This is a genomic window from Pseudarthrobacter phenanthrenivorans, assembly GCF_000813845.1.
GTDB classification, from domain to species: domain Bacteria; phylum Actinomycetota; class Actinomycetes; order Actinomycetales; family Micrococcaceae; genus Arthrobacter; species Arthrobacter phenanthrenivorans_B.
The window spans coordinates 96,210-108,928 of record NZ_JWTB01000019.1 but is presented as its reverse complement, the minus strand read 5'-3'; the positions used below and the strand labels follow the sequence as shown (position 1 = coordinate 108,928).

Genomic DNA, 12,719 nt, shown 5'->3' with positions numbered 1-12,719 from the left:
CAGGCCTACGCCTGCATGTTCTGCATCTGTTCGAAAAGCTCCGGCGGGATGGCGTACACCAGCACCACCGCCAGCAGGTTCTTGGCTGCGTGCACGAGGTAGGAGAACATCACGTTCTTCCCGGTCCACATGTAGACGGACACCAGTGTGGCGCCCATGGCAAGGTACGGGAGCAACGCGGTGAGGGTGACCGCCTCCTGCCCCACGATGTGAAGCGCGGCGAACAGCACCACGGACAGCGCGCAGCAGATCCAGATGTTCACGCGCCTGCTGAGCTTGCCGATCAGCAGGTGGCGGAAGATGTACTCCTCCACGAACGGACCCACCACCACCAGCAGCGGAACCATCAACCACGCCGGGACCTGCTGCATCAGGGCCTGCAGTCCCGCCTGGTTCTGGGAGGTCTGCACCTGTCCGTTCGCCGCCACCACAATGGCCGTGAGAATCAGCATGGCGATGACGGCCGCCGGGACCATCAGCAGTGTGAACCATGGCCGGGTTGCCAGGACTTTGAGGTCGCGGACCACCACCTTGCGGGCCGCCAGCAGTGCCAGTATTCCCACTGAGGCATAGAAGAGCAGGTTCACAGCGTAGGAGGCAGCCGCAGGGGATGGGGCCACCCGCCGAAGGAGGGGTTCCACCAGATCCCCGGCGACTGCGAAGAAGCCGGCGATGGCAACGTACAGGCAGAGCGTCGCGCCGTCGATCGGCGAGAACCGGTACAGCTGCGGCTGCGGGGCGGGCGGTAAGCGGTGGGCTGTGGCCATGGTTTCAGCCTAGCGCCGCGCGCCCCCTGTGTAGTGCGCGTCACGTAGCACCCCGGACTGTCTTGTAGGATGGACAGGCCGCTTGAAGCTTCGGCAGTTCGTCGGATTGCCCTCACAAATGCTGGCCTCAAGGCTGAGTGGCCGAATTTTGTGAGCTTGATCATACGAAGCCCGGATGCGGCCAACCCCCAACCCACAAGGAACAGTTGTGCCTCAAAGTACCCCCACAGACCTCAAGAACAGCACGGCCCCATCCGCCGCCGTCGTCGACCCCACCCTCAGCGCCGAGGGCTACAGCAAGACACTCGGCCGGCGCCATGTCACCATGATTGCCATGGGCGGCGCCATCGGCGTCGGCCTCTTCATGGGAGCCGGCGGACGCCTCGCGTCCACCGGCCCGGCCCTGGTTTTCTCCTACGCCATCGCCGGCGTGATCGCCTACCTGCTGATGCGTGCCCTGGGCGAACTCATCATGTACCGCCAGACCTCCGGCTCGTTCGTCAGCTATGCCGGCGAGATGTTCGGCAAGAAGGGCGCCTACCTCTCCGGCTGGATGTACTTCATCAACTGGGGCATGACAGGCATCGCCGAACTGATCGCCATTGGCCTGTACTTCCAGTTCTTCTTTCCCAATGTCCCGGTGGAAGCCTCAGCCATCGCCGCCCTGGCCCTGCTGGTCGCCGTGAACCTGCTCAGCGTCAAAGCGTTCGGCGAGTTCGAATTCTGGGCGTCATGCCTCAAGGTGGGCGCCATCCTGATCTTCCTGGCCGTGGGCACCTTCATGGTGGTCACCAATGCCCAGGTGGGCGGCGGCCACGCCTCCGTGGCCAACCTCTTCGCAGGTGAGGGCGGCATGTTCCCCAAGGGCGCCCTCGTGATGGTGCTGGTCCTCAACGCCGTCATCTTCGCCTACAACGGCATCGAACTCGTCGGCATCACGGCCGGCGAGATGCAGAACCCGGAACGCGAAGTGCCCAAGGCGATCCGCGCCGTCGTGCTCCGCATCGTGGTGTTCTACGTCGGTTCGGTGACCCTGCTCGCCATGCTGCTGCCGTCCGACCAGTACAAGGCCGGCACGTCCCCCTTCGTCACCGTCTTCGGCCAGATGGGCCTGGGCTGGGTGGGCGACGTGATGAACATGATCGTGATCACCGCCGCGCTGTCGTCCTGCAACTCGGGCCTCTACTCGATCGGCCGCGTGTTCCGCACCATGGCCAACAACGGCCACGCCCCGCAGTGGCTCACCAAAATGTCCTCCCGCCACGTCCCCTACGCGGCCATCCTCGCCATCGCGGCGTTCTACCTGGTGGGCATCATGCTGAACATCTGGCTGGGCGGATCGCACGCGTTCGACCTCGCCCTGAACACCGCCTCGATCGGCGTGATCTTCTGCTGGGGCTCCATCTTCGCCAGCCAGATCGTACTGCGGAAGAAGAAGGGCGCGGTGTCATCCCTGCCCATGCCGGGGTCACCCTGGACCAGCTGGGCCGGCCTGCTGGGGCTGCTGGCCATCACGGTGCTGATCGGTTTCGACACCATGACCAGCAAGGACGGCGAGGTGTTCTACCTGGGGCTGTGGACCCTGGCCACCATCCCCTTCTTCGCGCTGGTCCTGTGGCTTGGCTGGCAGAAAGTCAAGAACAACGAGCCCAAGAGCGAGCTTTACAGCTGACGGCTCCAAGATCACGTCCGACGGCGGGACGCCCCTTCAGTGGGCGGCCCGCCGTCCGCTTTTTGCGGGACAGTCCGGGGCCGTACCCCGCCTAGCCTTTCAGGTAGCGGGCGAAATGGTCCTCGATGCGCTGCCAGGCTTCCGGTGCCGACTCTGGATCCGGACCAACGCCCATGACCCGCATCAGCGGCCTGAGGAGAACCGGCCCCATTTCTTCATCGTTGAGGAAGGAGTGGCCGGCGCCGGGGAATTCCTTCACGCTGTGCTCGATGCCCAGCTCGCCAAGAGCGGAGTCGAGCCGCGCCGCCGCACCCTTCAGCGACCGGTCCGCACCGCCGTAGTTGGCCACAATCGGGCAGGCGCCGCGCAGTGCCTCCACCAGGTCTTCCTGCCCTTTTCCAGGCAGCCGGCCGTAGTTCACCGAGGCGGCGTCGAATCCGTCCCGGGCCACGAGGAGGGCAAATCCGCCGCCCATGCAGAAGCCGATCACCCCGGTCCTGCCGTTGCCCAGTTCAGACTCCGCGAGCCAGGCGCGGGCCGTGGCAATGTCAATGAACGGGCGGCCGGTACGCGCCGCCATGGCGCGCATGGTTCCCACCAGGCAACGCCGCGGGCCGCCGTCGCTGTAAAGGTCCACCGCGAGGGTGAGATACCCGGCCCGCGCCAGCCGGTCCGCGTGCCGCCGTGTCTGGTCGTCCAAGCCAAACGCTTCATGGATCATCACGACGCCGGGAAAAGGGCCCTGTCCATCAGGCACGGCAAGGTAGCCGTGCAGGGAAGGGGATCCGCCGGCAGCGCTGCCTGCAGCGCTGAGGTCTACGTTGGTCATGGGCCAAGGCTAACCCGCCGTCCTTGCGGAGTCCCTGTGCGCCCGGGGTATTCGACGGCGGGAGGCGGGGTGGTGCGTGCTGCGTGGCCGGGGCAGACTGGGGCTTGTGAGCGAACCGTGGGTGCTGCATGTGGACCTTGACCAGTTCATCGCTGCTGTTGAGGTGCTGCGAAGACCTGAACTGGCCGGCAAGCCCGTCATTGTGGGCGGACGCGGCGACCCCACCGAGCGGGCCGTGGTGTCTACCGCGTCCTACGAGGCCAGGGCCTACGGGGTGGGGTCCGGGATGCCGCTGCGCATCGCTGCGCGGAAAGTACCCGATGCCGTCATCCTGCCCGTGGACCATGAGGCCTACCTTGAAGCGTCGGACAAGGTCATGGCGGTCCTGCGCTCCCAGCCGGGAGCCACTGTCCAGGTGCTCGGCTGGGATGAGGCATTCGTCGGCCTTGAGACGGCTGATCCCGAAGCCTTTGCCCGCCGGCTGCAGGAGGCTGTCCTTGCGGAAACACGCCTGCACTGCAGCGTCGGCATCGGGGACACCCTGGTGCGTGCCAAGGTCGCAACGACGTTCGGCAAACCCGCGGGCGTTTTCCGCCTCACCCAAGCGAATTGGCTTGAGGTCATGGGGGAGCGGCCCACCATCGACCTCTGGGGTGTGGGAAAGGCGGTGTCCCGCCGGCTCGCCACCCTTGGGATCAAGACTGTTGCTGAACTGGCGGCTGCCAACCCCGATGACCTGGTTCCGGAGTTCGGGCCAAAAATGGGCCCTTGGTACGCGCAACTGGGACGGGGAGACGGCTCCCGGATTGTCGATGACACCCCATGGGTGGCGCGCGGGCACAGCCGCGAGACAACTTTCCAGCGGGACCTGACCGACGGGGCACGGATTGAGGACGCCGTCCGGGAGCTGGCCGCGCACGTCCTGGAGGATGTCGCCGCCGAAGGCAGGCCCGTTACCGGCGTGACGCTGAAGGTGCGCTATGCCCCATTCACCACCAAAACCTATGCACGCAAGATCCCTGAAACCTCGGATCCTGCCGTCGTCCTGGCAACGGCGCTCGACCTGCTGTCCAGGATCGAGCCGGGGCACCCGATCCGGCTGCTCGGCCTGCGGGCCGGCATGACCATGCCCGAAGATTCCCGGAAGGGCCACACACCCACCCGCAGCGGCTGGTGACCCCATCCATTGCTCCGTACTTGTCGTTTTGACCCCTCAAAACGACAAGTACGGAGCAGTCGATGATGAGTGGACAGCGAAACGGCGGCAGATCCAGTGGACCCGCCGCCGTCAGGCTGGAGCAGCACGCCGTTCGCTGCGGCTGCCCCAGCAAGGAACTAGTCGCGCTTGAACTCGTCCTTGACACTTTCGCCGACCTTCTTGGCGTCTGCCTTGACCTGGTCGGCCTGGCCTTCCGCCTTCAGTCGGTCATTGTCGGTTGCATTGCCGGCAGCTTCCTTGGCCTTGCCGCCAAGGTCTTCCGCCGCGTTACTGATCTTGTCTCCGAGGCCCATGGTTCCGGCCTCCTTTCGTCTAGATCGATCAACCGTGCCCTCCCACGATAAGCAAAGCTTGCTTACTATTTCAAGGGCCCCGCAGGTGGACATCCTGTTCGGTGCCGGGACCGCCGCTAGGCTCTGGTTATGAATACAGCGCGCGGCAGGAGTGCGGCCAAGGTGGCGCCACCCCGAATCTCTCCGGTGGAACTGCAGGACCTCGAGGACTGCCCGGACCTCGTATTTCCGGACGGCGGAAGGCAGGACGGTGCCCATTTCCACCGTCCCGCCGCCGACGGCCTGGACCTGGGCGGCGCCACCTTCGCGGAGTGCCGGTTTGATGGCGCATCCTTCCATGAGACGCAGCTCCGGGGAGCCTCCTTCCGCGACTGCATCCTGGCTGAGCTGTATGCGCCTGTCTTCCGGGCTGCCCGCAGCAGCTGGCGTGATGTTGAAATCCGCAATCCCCGCCTGGGGTCGGCCGAAGTCTACGAAAGCGGCTGGCAGTCCGTCCGGATCGAGGGCGGCAAGCTTGACTTCCTCAACCTCCGCGGCGCGAAGCTCACCGATGTGCTGATCAGCGGCTGCATTATCAACGAACTGGACCTTGGTGGCGCCAGTGCAACCCGCGTGAAGCTGCAGGACTGCATGGTGGGGTCCCTCGACCTCACCGGCGCCAAGCTGAAGGATTTCGACCTCCGGGGCACGGAGTTCCGCAGGATCAGCGGCCTGGGCAGCCTGGCAGGCCTGGTGATTGACGAGTACCAACTCGGGCTGCTCGCGCCCCACCTTGCCGCACACCTGGGGGTGACCGTCCTGTAACCGGATGCGCATCCTGGCCGTTGCCGTGTACCATTTACAGAACGAACGGTCGGTAAGTGGAGTTTTCTCCTGTCCGCGCCGCCGATGACAGTGCTGTTTATCGCGTGAAGGGTGTTTCCATGGCTGCAACCGCAGGTCCGCAGGCTTTCCTTGTAGGCGGGGTCCGAACGCCGGTGGGCAGGTACGGAGGGGCCTTGTCCTCCGTACGGCCGGATGACCTGGCAGCGCTGGTGCTCCGGGAAGCCGTGGAACGCGCCGGCCTGGATCCTGAGGGCATCGACGAGGTCATCCTGGGCAACGCCAACGGTGCGGGTGAGGAGAACCGGAACGTGGCCCGGATGGCCACCCTCCTGGCCGGGCTTCCGCTGCACATCCCCGGGATCACCGTCAACCGGCTCTGCGCCTCGGGCCTCAGCGCCATCATCCAGGCCAGCCACATGATCAAGGCCGGTGCCGCCGACATCGTCATCGCCGGCGGCGTGGAGTCCATGAGCCGGGCTCCCTGGGTCCAGGAAAAGCCCACCAGCGCGTTCGCCAAACCGGGCCAGATCTTTGACACCTCCATTGGCTGGCGGTTCACCAACCCGCACTTCCAGCACGGCGGCCTGTCACGGGACGGAAAGATGACCTACTCCATGCCGGAGACGGCGGAGGAAGTGGCCCGTGTGGACAACATCTCCCGCGAGGATGCCGACGCGTTTGCCGTCCGCTCCCACCAACTGGCCCTCGACGCCATCGAAGCCGGCCGCTTCAAGGACGAGATTGTTCCGGTCACCGTCAAAACCCGGAAAGCCGAAACTGTCGTGGACACCGATGAAGGCCCGCGCCCCGGCACCAGCATGGACGTCCTGGCGGGGCTGAAGCCCGTGGCCCTCGGCGGCTCCGTGGTCACGGCCGGTAACTCCTCGTCCCTGAACGACGGCGCGTCCGCCATCATCGTCGCCTCGGAAGCAGCCATTGAGCGGCTCGGGCTCACACCCCGCGCCCGGATCATCGACGGCGCCTCTGCCGGCTGCGAACCGGAGATTATGGGCATCGGCCCCGTCCCTGCCACCCAGAAGGTGCTGAAGCGCAGCGGCCTGAGCGTCGGCGACGTGTCCGCCGTCGAGCTTAACGAAGCTTTTGCCACCCAGTCCCTGGCCTGCATCCGGCGCCTGGGGCTGGAACCGGACATCGTAAACCGCGACGGCGGCGCCATCGCCCTGGGGCACCCGCTCGGTTCCAGCGGGTCACGGCTCGCCATCACCCTGCTGGGACGCATGGAACGCGAAGACGCAAAAATCGGCCTCGCCACCATGTGCGTTGGCGTCGGCCAGGGCACCGCGATGCTGCTGGAGAAAATCTGATGGCGTCCGCGGTGGACCTCGCGGCAGAAAGCTTCTCCGCGCTGCTCGTGGAGGAGCGCGAGGACCGGGTGGTGGTGCTGCTCAACCGGCCCCAGGTGAAGAATGCGATCGACCAGCAGATGGTGGATGAACTGCACACCGTGTGCGCCGCGCTGGAACAAAACCCCAAAGTGCTGATCATCGCCGGCGTGGAAGGAGTCTTCGCCTCCGGCGCGGACATCGCCCAACTGCGGGAACGCCGGCGGGATGACGCGCTGCAGGGCATCAATTCCACCATCTTCGTGCGGATCGCCAAGCTGCCCATGCCGGTCATCGCCGCACTTGACGGGTATTGCCTGGGCGGCGGGGCGGAACTCGCCTACGCCGCGGACTTCCGGATCGGCACGCCCAACGTGCGGATCGGCAACCCGGAAACGGGGCTGGGAATCCTGGCGGCGGCCGGAGCCAGCTGGCGGCTCAAGGAACTCGTGGGTGAGCCGTTGGCCAAGCAGATCCTGCTGGCCGGGCTGGTCCTTGGCGCCGAGGAAGCCAAAGCGGCCAACCTCATTACCGAAATCCATGATCCCGCAGACCTCCTGGAAGCCGCCCACAGCCTGGCAAGCCGGATCGGGCGCCAGGATCCGCTGGCCGTGCGCATCACCAAGTCGGTCTTCCATGCACCGGCTGAAGCGCACCCGCTGATCGACCAGTTGGCCCAGGGCATCCTCTTCGAATCCCAGGCCAAGTTCGACCGCATGCAGGCCTTCCTGGACCGCAACGCTGCCAGGAAAGCCACCGGCGCTCCCGCCTCCGCCAATTCCGCCGACGGAAAGTAGACCATGACTGACTCAAAAGTGAACCCCGGCCTCCCCTCCCTGGTGGGGGTGCTTGGTGGCGGCCGCATGGGTGCCGGGATTGCGCACGCGTTTCTCATCAAGGGGGCCGATGTCCTGGTGGTGGAGCGCGACGAACAGTCCGCCGAGGCTGCCCGCGAACGGGTGGAATCCGCGGCGGCGAAGAGCATCGAGCGCGGGGCCACAGACGCAAACCTTGATGAGCTGGTTTCCCGGCTTTCTGTCGGCGTGGACTATGACGCCTTCCAGGACCGCCAGCTGGTAGTGGAAGCCGTCCCCGAAGACTGGGACCTTAAAGTCACGGCACTGCGCGGGATCGAGGAACGGCTGGCGGACGACGCCTGCATTGCCTCCAACACCTCCTCCCTGTCCGTCAACGGGCTGGCCCGGGAGCTGAAGCGGCCGGAAAACTTCCTGGGGCTGCACTTCTTCAACCCGGTCCCGGCGTCCACCCTCATCGAAGTGGTGCTGGGGGAGCGCACGTCCCCCGGACTCGCTGCCGCCGCCAAATCCTGGGTTGAGGCACTCGGCAAGACCGCCGTCGTCGTGAATGACGCTCCGGGGTTCGCGTCCTCACGCCTGGGAGTGGCCATCGCGCTGGAGGCCATGCGCATGGTGGAGGAAGGCGTCGCCTCAGCCGAGGACATCGACAACGCGATGGTGCTCGGCTACAAACATCCCACCGGGCCGCTCAGGACCACGGACATCGTGGGCCTGGACGTGCGCCTGGGCATCGCGGAATACCTGCAGTCCACACTTGGCGACCGGTTCGCGCCCCCGCAGATCTTGAAGGACAAGGTGGCCCGGGGTGAGCTGGGGCGCAAGACGGGCAAGGGCTTTTTCGACTGGCCCAGCTAAGGCTGTCCGGCTCCTGCAGGAGGGTTTAGTCGAAGAAGCCCACGATGTAGCCGATGAAGTACAGCAGGCACAGCACGACCACCACGCCGATAATGGCGATCCAGAGGAACTGCGTGCCCTTCCGGGTGCCGTGCTCTTCGTGGCCCTGGGGCCCTGCGGTGGATGCTTCTGCCGGCGGGGTTTCCCCGGGCGGCACACCGCCGCCGGGCTCCAGGCCGGTGACCTTGTCGTCCTCGGGATCCGGGTTGGTTCCTGACACATTAACTCCCTCGCTCGACATCGCGGTGCTGTCCCCAGCCTAACGCGCCCCATGGAGGGGCCTAGGCTGGTGCAGTGACTTTCCTTGAACCCCTTACCCTGACGGGACGCTACGTAATCCTGGAGCCGCTCGCTGAAGAGCACCACGACGGCCTGGTGGAGGCCGCCAGGGACGGCGAGCTGTGGACGCTCTGGTACACGTCCGTGCCCTCGCCGCAGGGCATGGCCGCGGAAATCCGGCGCCGGCTCGCGCTGCAGGAACAGGGCTCGATGCTCCCCTTCACCACGCGGCTGATCGACCCCGCCACCGGGGGCCCGGGGCGGATCATCGGCATGACCACCTACATGAACATCGACGCCGCAACGCCCCGGGTGGAAATCGGCTCCACCTGGAACGCGGCGTCTGCGCAGGGGAGCGGCACCAATCCCGACTCCAAGCTGCTGCTGCTCCGGCATGCCTTCGAGGTGGTCGGCTGCCCGGCCGTGGAGTTCCGCACGCACTGGCTGAACCACCAGTCGCGGGAGGCAATCGCGCGGCTCGGTGCCAAGCAGGACGGCGTGTTGCGCAGCCATTCACGGACCAGCGACGGAAACCTCCGGGACACGGTGGTGTTCTCCATCCTGGACCACGAATGGCCTGCTGTCCGCGCAGGCCTGGAATACCGGCTGGACCGGCGCGGACAGGCCTAACGCGGACGTTCCGGGACCTTTCCTCAAATAGCATGCGGGGTGGAGCAGCGTGTGGTTAGCTGTGCGGATGGACACAAGGGGCAGGCCCGTGGACTGGGATGGAGCTGTCAACGCATGGCACGTCTCCGGGGGCATCTACAGGATGGGCCGGCGTGAATGGCTCACCCTGGCGGGGTGGCGGCAGGCGTTCGACGACGGCGTCCGCACCGTCGTGGATCTTCGCAACAGCGGCGAGGGGCAACGCCGAAACACCGACCCGGTGCTGCCCGCCGGGGCGATGGGCGGCATCGACGTGCTGCACGCTCCCACGGAAGAGGCCGGCGACCCGCGGTTTACAGCCCTTACCGGGCCCTACCTGAACGATCCTGGCCACTATGCCGCGAATGCACGTCTTTTTCCGGAGAAGCTGGTGGGGGTTTTCCGGGCCATCGCCTCGGCCGCGCCCAAGGGGGACGTCCTGCTGCACTGTGCGGCCGGGCGCGACCGCAGCGGAATGGTGGCTGCCATGGTCCAGGACCTGGCGGGCGACTCCGACGACGCAATTGCCGAGGGCTACCGGCGGGCGGCCCGCGGCATCAATGAGCGCTACCGCACCCACGGGCCACCGCACAGCCGTGAACGCTACCTGGAGGAGGCCGAGCTTGGACCCCTCCTGGAGCAGCGCGGGCTCGCCGTCGTGGCGTTCGTCCGGGACCTGGATACCCGCTCCTACCTGCTGTCCAACGGGCTAAGCCCCGCCGATCTGGATTCCGTGCTGGCCATTTGCCGGGTCGGCGCCGATACACTGGGACCAGTGTGACTCATGTGACGTGAGGTGCTCCTGTTCCTCTGTCACGATGATCGGCAGAGAGACGGACATGATCGGGACAACACCATCAGGCGCCAGGACCGCCCCGCAGCCAAAGCTGGGGTCCAACGCGGACACTATGCGGCGGAGGCTCTCGCTGGGCGCAGCAGCCGGTGTGCTGGCGTCATCCGTATTCGTGGCAGCCCCTGCTTTCTCCGCAGGTGAACCCGACGGCGGGCAGTCCCCGCAGCCGCGCAGCTATTCGGGCCCCGTTGCCCAGGCCACCGCGGCTCCGACGGCAGCTACAACCGGTCTGTCCCAGGCAGCGTTGGATGATGCGGTGCAGCGGGACCTCAAGATGACGCCGCAGGAATTCCAGGCGGCAGGTGAGCTGGGCGCGCGTGCAGCGGCCGCGGCTGCCCAGCTGCGCCAGCTTCCGGGTTACGTGGGCATCCGCATCGAGGGCCGCACCATCATCGTGACCGGATCGGGCGGCGACCTGCAGAAGGCGATTGCCGGTCTTGCCGGCAATGCTTTCCCTTTCTCGCTCGAAGCACCCGCTGCGCAGCCGCCCACGGCCGCGCCGGCTCCCTCGCCCTCCACGGCTGCGGACAGCTCCAGGTCGCAACTGGCACTGAGCACCGGGCAGCTGTTCCAGGCCTACATCCGCGACGTCGGACCGCAGGGTTTGCAGGCAGTCATGGCAGCCGGGGGGAAATTCGTGATCAGGACCGGCGGAATCAACACGCCGGAGGCGCTTTCCGCCACCGCCCCCGCAGCCGGGGCAGATGCCGGGGTCAAGGGCACCGGCAAGGTTTCCCCTGAACAGTTTGTATCCCGCTACGCCAACGTGGAGCTCGACGGCGGGACTCCGCTCAAACCCGAGGCGGACGTCCCGGGCGGCGTCGGTTATCAGACGGACCTGGGGTTCATTTGCTCCACCGGTTTCTCGGCATTCGACCCGGCGGGCCTTCCCGCCGTCCTCACTGCCGGCCACTGCGCATCGGACGGCGCCGCGAAAACTGCCACGCTGGAATTCCAGGGAGTGCGCGCGGGGCTGCTGGGAAAGTTCGGCTTCAGCCAGTTCGGTGGCCCCGGTAACTCCAGGGTTGTCGAGAATCCACTGGACCCCAACAACCCGGGAAACGTGGGAACAGACATATCCGTCGTCCAGTCGCTGCGGCAGGACATCGATCCGCTTCCTGCTGCCAGTACCTGGGGCGATCCGTCAGAGCCCGGGCCGGATGTGAAGATCATTGGTTCTGCTGATCCGGTGGTCGGGATGCCTGTTTGCCGGTCCGGCCGGACCTCGGCCTGGTCCTGTGGATCTGTTGACGCCGTCGGCATCTTCATTGTTCCCGGTCCGGATTATGGCACCGACGCCACGGACCTGCGGGCTTACAACGGCTTCCTGTCCTACGGTGTGCAGTCCAGCGGCGGCGACTCCGGGGGCCCCTACGTCTCCGGCAACTACGCAGTGGGCACGCACGCGGCGGGGGACACTCCCGATGCGAACGGTAACGTGATCCGGAATTTCGCCGTCGGCGCCACCCTGCGGGACAGCCTGGCCGTGCTGCCCGGCTACCAGCTGGAACTCTTCCTCAACAAGCCTGCCGTCACGGCGCCCGCGCCCGGCGAAACCTACCAGCCCGGCCAGGTCATTACCGGCCAGGTTCCCGCAGCACCCGCGTCGGCCGTGGCCGCTGGTTCCTCGGTCCGGGTGACACTCGAGGGGAAAGACCCCTTTGAGGTACCCGTGGACGGCGCCGGCAACTGGAGCTTCACGGCCCCGCAGGGCACCGAAATGCTGAAGTTCACGGCCGAAACGGTGAACGGGTTCAGCATGTCTGGGGCCAGCAGTTTCGAGTTTGCGGCCGCCGCGGCGGAACCACCGACCCCAACGCCAAGTCCGACTGCATCGCCGACGGCGACCCCAACGCCAAGTCCGACTGCATCGCCGACGGCAAGCCCGACTGCCACAGCGCCCACGCCGGGCACTCCATTGCCAAGCAGCCCTGCTCCTTCCCCAACCAGCACTGCACCAACCACCCCTGCCCCAACCCCCGCAGATCCGTCGCCTGCCCTGCCGGCTGAAACTCCCGCCGTCGTACCTCCGCCGGCGGCCAGCCCGACTCCCAGCGCACCACCTGCGGACCTTGCCAACACGGGTGGGCACGATGATCCTGGCGCCGGCGCGCTGGCCTCCACCGGAGCGTCGGGGGTGATCACCGCCGCGGCCTGGGCGGCGGGAGCCCTCGCCGTCGGAATCCTGCTCATGGTCCTTGTCCGCCGGCGGAACAGGCGTGCATCACGGTAACCGCGCCGGGCAGGGCCCCCGCCAGGAGACCCTGCCCGCAGCGATA

General features: G+C 66.6%; 13 protein-coding genes. 9 read left to right on the top strand and 4 right to left on the bottom strand.

All coding sequences use genetic code 11. The annotated features are described in order from the left end of the window. Positions 1 to 5: 5 nt before the first annotated feature. A complete protein-coding gene (locus RM50_RS10270; RefSeq protein ID WP_043452373.1) occupies positions 6 to 767 on the bottom strand; it encodes a CPBP family intramembrane glutamic endopeptidase in 762 nt (253 codons plus the stop codon). A 208-nt stretch (positions 768 to 975) separates the two neighbouring features. Between RM50_RS10270 and RM50_RS10265 the strand changes: the two genes are divergently transcribed. Continuing rightward, on the top strand, positions 976 to 2,439 hold the full coding sequence (locus tag RM50_RS10265) for an amino acid permease (protein ID WP_043452372.1): 1,464 nt from the start codon (positions 976 to 978) through the stop codon (positions 2,437 to 2,439). 91 nt (positions 2,440 to 2,530) lie between these two features. Here the strand turns inward: RM50_RS10265 and RM50_RS10260 are convergent, their stop codons facing one another. Then, the gene (locus tag RM50_RS10260) at positions 2,531 to 3,268 is read right to left on the bottom strand and encodes a dienelactone hydrolase family protein (protein WP_043452371.1); all 738 of its coding nucleotides are present in this window, start codon (positions 3,266 to 3,268) and stop codon (positions 2,531 to 2,533) included. A 121-nt stretch (positions 3,269 to 3,389) separates the two neighbouring features. Between RM50_RS10260 and RM50_RS10255 the strand changes: the two genes are divergently transcribed. Beyond that, positions 3,390 to 4,445: a DNA polymerase IV gene (locus RM50_RS10255; RefSeq protein WP_043452512.1), complete on the top strand. Its 1,056-nt coding sequence runs from the start codon at positions 3,390 to 3,392 to the stop codon at positions 4,443 to 4,445. A gap of 158 nt (positions 4,446 to 4,603) precedes the next feature. Here RM50_RS10255 and RM50_RS10250 read toward each other — a convergent pair whose 3' ends face one another. Further along, the gene (locus RM50_RS10250) at positions 4,604 to 4,780 is read right to left on the bottom strand and encodes a CsbD family protein (RefSeq protein ID WP_043452369.1); all 177 of its coding nucleotides are present in this window, start codon (positions 4,778 to 4,780) and stop codon (positions 4,604 to 4,606) included. A gap of 129 nt (positions 4,781 to 4,909) precedes the next feature. Between RM50_RS10250 and RM50_RS10245 the strand changes: the two genes are divergently transcribed. From RM50_RS10245 to RM50_RS10230, 4 genes are all read left to right on the top strand, one after another. After that, positions 4,910 to 5,584 carry a pentapeptide repeat-containing protein gene (locus RM50_RS10245; protein ID WP_043452367.1) on the top strand — a complete coding sequence of 225 codons (675 nt, stop codon included), beginning with the start codon at positions 4,910 to 4,912 and terminating at the stop codon, positions 5,582 to 5,584. Between the two features lie 119 nt (positions 5,585 to 5,703). Further along, entirely contained in the window at positions 5,704 to 6,930 is a 1,227-nt protein-coding gene (locus RM50_RS10240; protein WP_043452365.1) for a thiolase family protein, read from the top strand. Continuing rightward, positions 6,930 to 7,745: an enoyl-CoA hydratase/isomerase family protein gene (locus tag RM50_RS10235; protein ID WP_156133859.1), complete on the top strand. Its 816-nt coding sequence runs from the start codon at positions 6,930 to 6,932 to the stop codon at positions 7,743 to 7,745. The genes RM50_RS10240 and RM50_RS10235 overlap by 1 nt, the downstream gene beginning before the upstream one ends. Before the next feature lie 3 nt (positions 7,746 to 7,748). Next, positions 7,749 to 8,621, top strand: a complete 873-nt coding sequence (locus RM50_RS10230) for a 3-hydroxyacyl-CoA dehydrogenase family protein (protein ID WP_043452364.1) — start codon at positions 7,749 to 7,751, stop codon at positions 8,619 to 8,621. A gap of 25 nt (positions 8,622 to 8,646) precedes the next feature. On the opposite strand, the gene RM50_RS10225 is transcribed toward RM50_RS10230, so the two are convergent. Then, entirely contained in the window at positions 8,647 to 8,880 is a 234-nt protein-coding gene (locus tag RM50_RS10225) for a DUF6480 family protein (RefSeq protein ID WP_043452363.1), read from the bottom strand. A gap of 74 nt (positions 8,881 to 8,954) precedes the next feature. Between RM50_RS10225 and RM50_RS10220 the strand changes: the two genes are divergently transcribed. From RM50_RS10220 to RM50_RS10210, 3 genes are all read left to right on the top strand, one after another. After that, positions 8,955 to 9,569 (top strand): GNAT family N-acetyltransferase, encoded by a 615-nt coding sequence (locus RM50_RS10220; protein WP_043452362.1) that lies wholly within the window; start codon positions 8,955 to 8,957, stop codon positions 9,567 to 9,569. 88 nt (positions 9,570 to 9,657) lie between these two features. Continuing rightward, positions 9,658 to 10,368 (top strand): tyrosine-protein phosphatase, encoded by a 711-nt coding sequence (locus tag RM50_RS10215; protein ID WP_430929403.1) that lies wholly within the window; start codon positions 9,658 to 9,660, stop codon positions 10,366 to 10,368. A gap of 58 nt (positions 10,369 to 10,426) precedes the next feature. Continuing rightward, positions 10,427 to 12,673: a S1 family peptidase gene (locus RM50_RS10210; protein WP_240471936.1), complete on the top strand. Its 2,247-nt coding sequence runs from the start codon at positions 10,427 to 10,429 to the stop codon at positions 12,671 to 12,673. Positions 12,674 to 12,719: the final 46 nt, after the last annotated feature.

Coding starts and splice junctions, on each gene's coding strand:
- RM50_RS10270 (WP_043452373.1), bottom strand. CDS start 767: ATGGCCACAGCCCACCGCTTACCGCCCGCCCCGCAGCCGCAGCTGTAC.
- RM50_RS10260 (WP_043452371.1), bottom strand. CDS start 3,268: ATGACCAACGTAGACCTCAGCGCTGCAGGCAGCGCTGCCGGCGGATCC.
- RM50_RS10250 (WP_043452369.1), bottom strand. CDS start 4,780: ATGGGCCTCGGAGACAAGATCAGTAACGCGGCGGAAGACCTTGGCGGC.
- RM50_RS10245 (WP_043452367.1), top strand. CDS start 4,910: ATGAATACAGCGCGCGGCAGGAGTGCGGCCAAGGTGGCGCCACCCCGA.
- RM50_RS10240 (WP_043452365.1), top strand. CDS start 5,704: ATGGCTGCAACCGCAGGTCCGCAGGCTTTCCTTGTAGGCGGGGTCCGA.
- RM50_RS10235 (WP_156133859.1), top strand. CDS start 6,930: ATGGCGTCCGCGGTGGACCTCGCGGCAGAAAGCTTCTCCGCGCTGCTC.
- RM50_RS10230 (WP_043452364.1), top strand. CDS start 7,749: ATGACTGACTCAAAAGTGAACCCCGGCCTCCCCTCCCTGGTGGGGGTG.
- RM50_RS10210 (WP_240471936.1), top strand. CDS start 10,427: ATGATCGGGACAACACCATCAGGCGCCAGGACCGCCCCGCAGCCAAAG.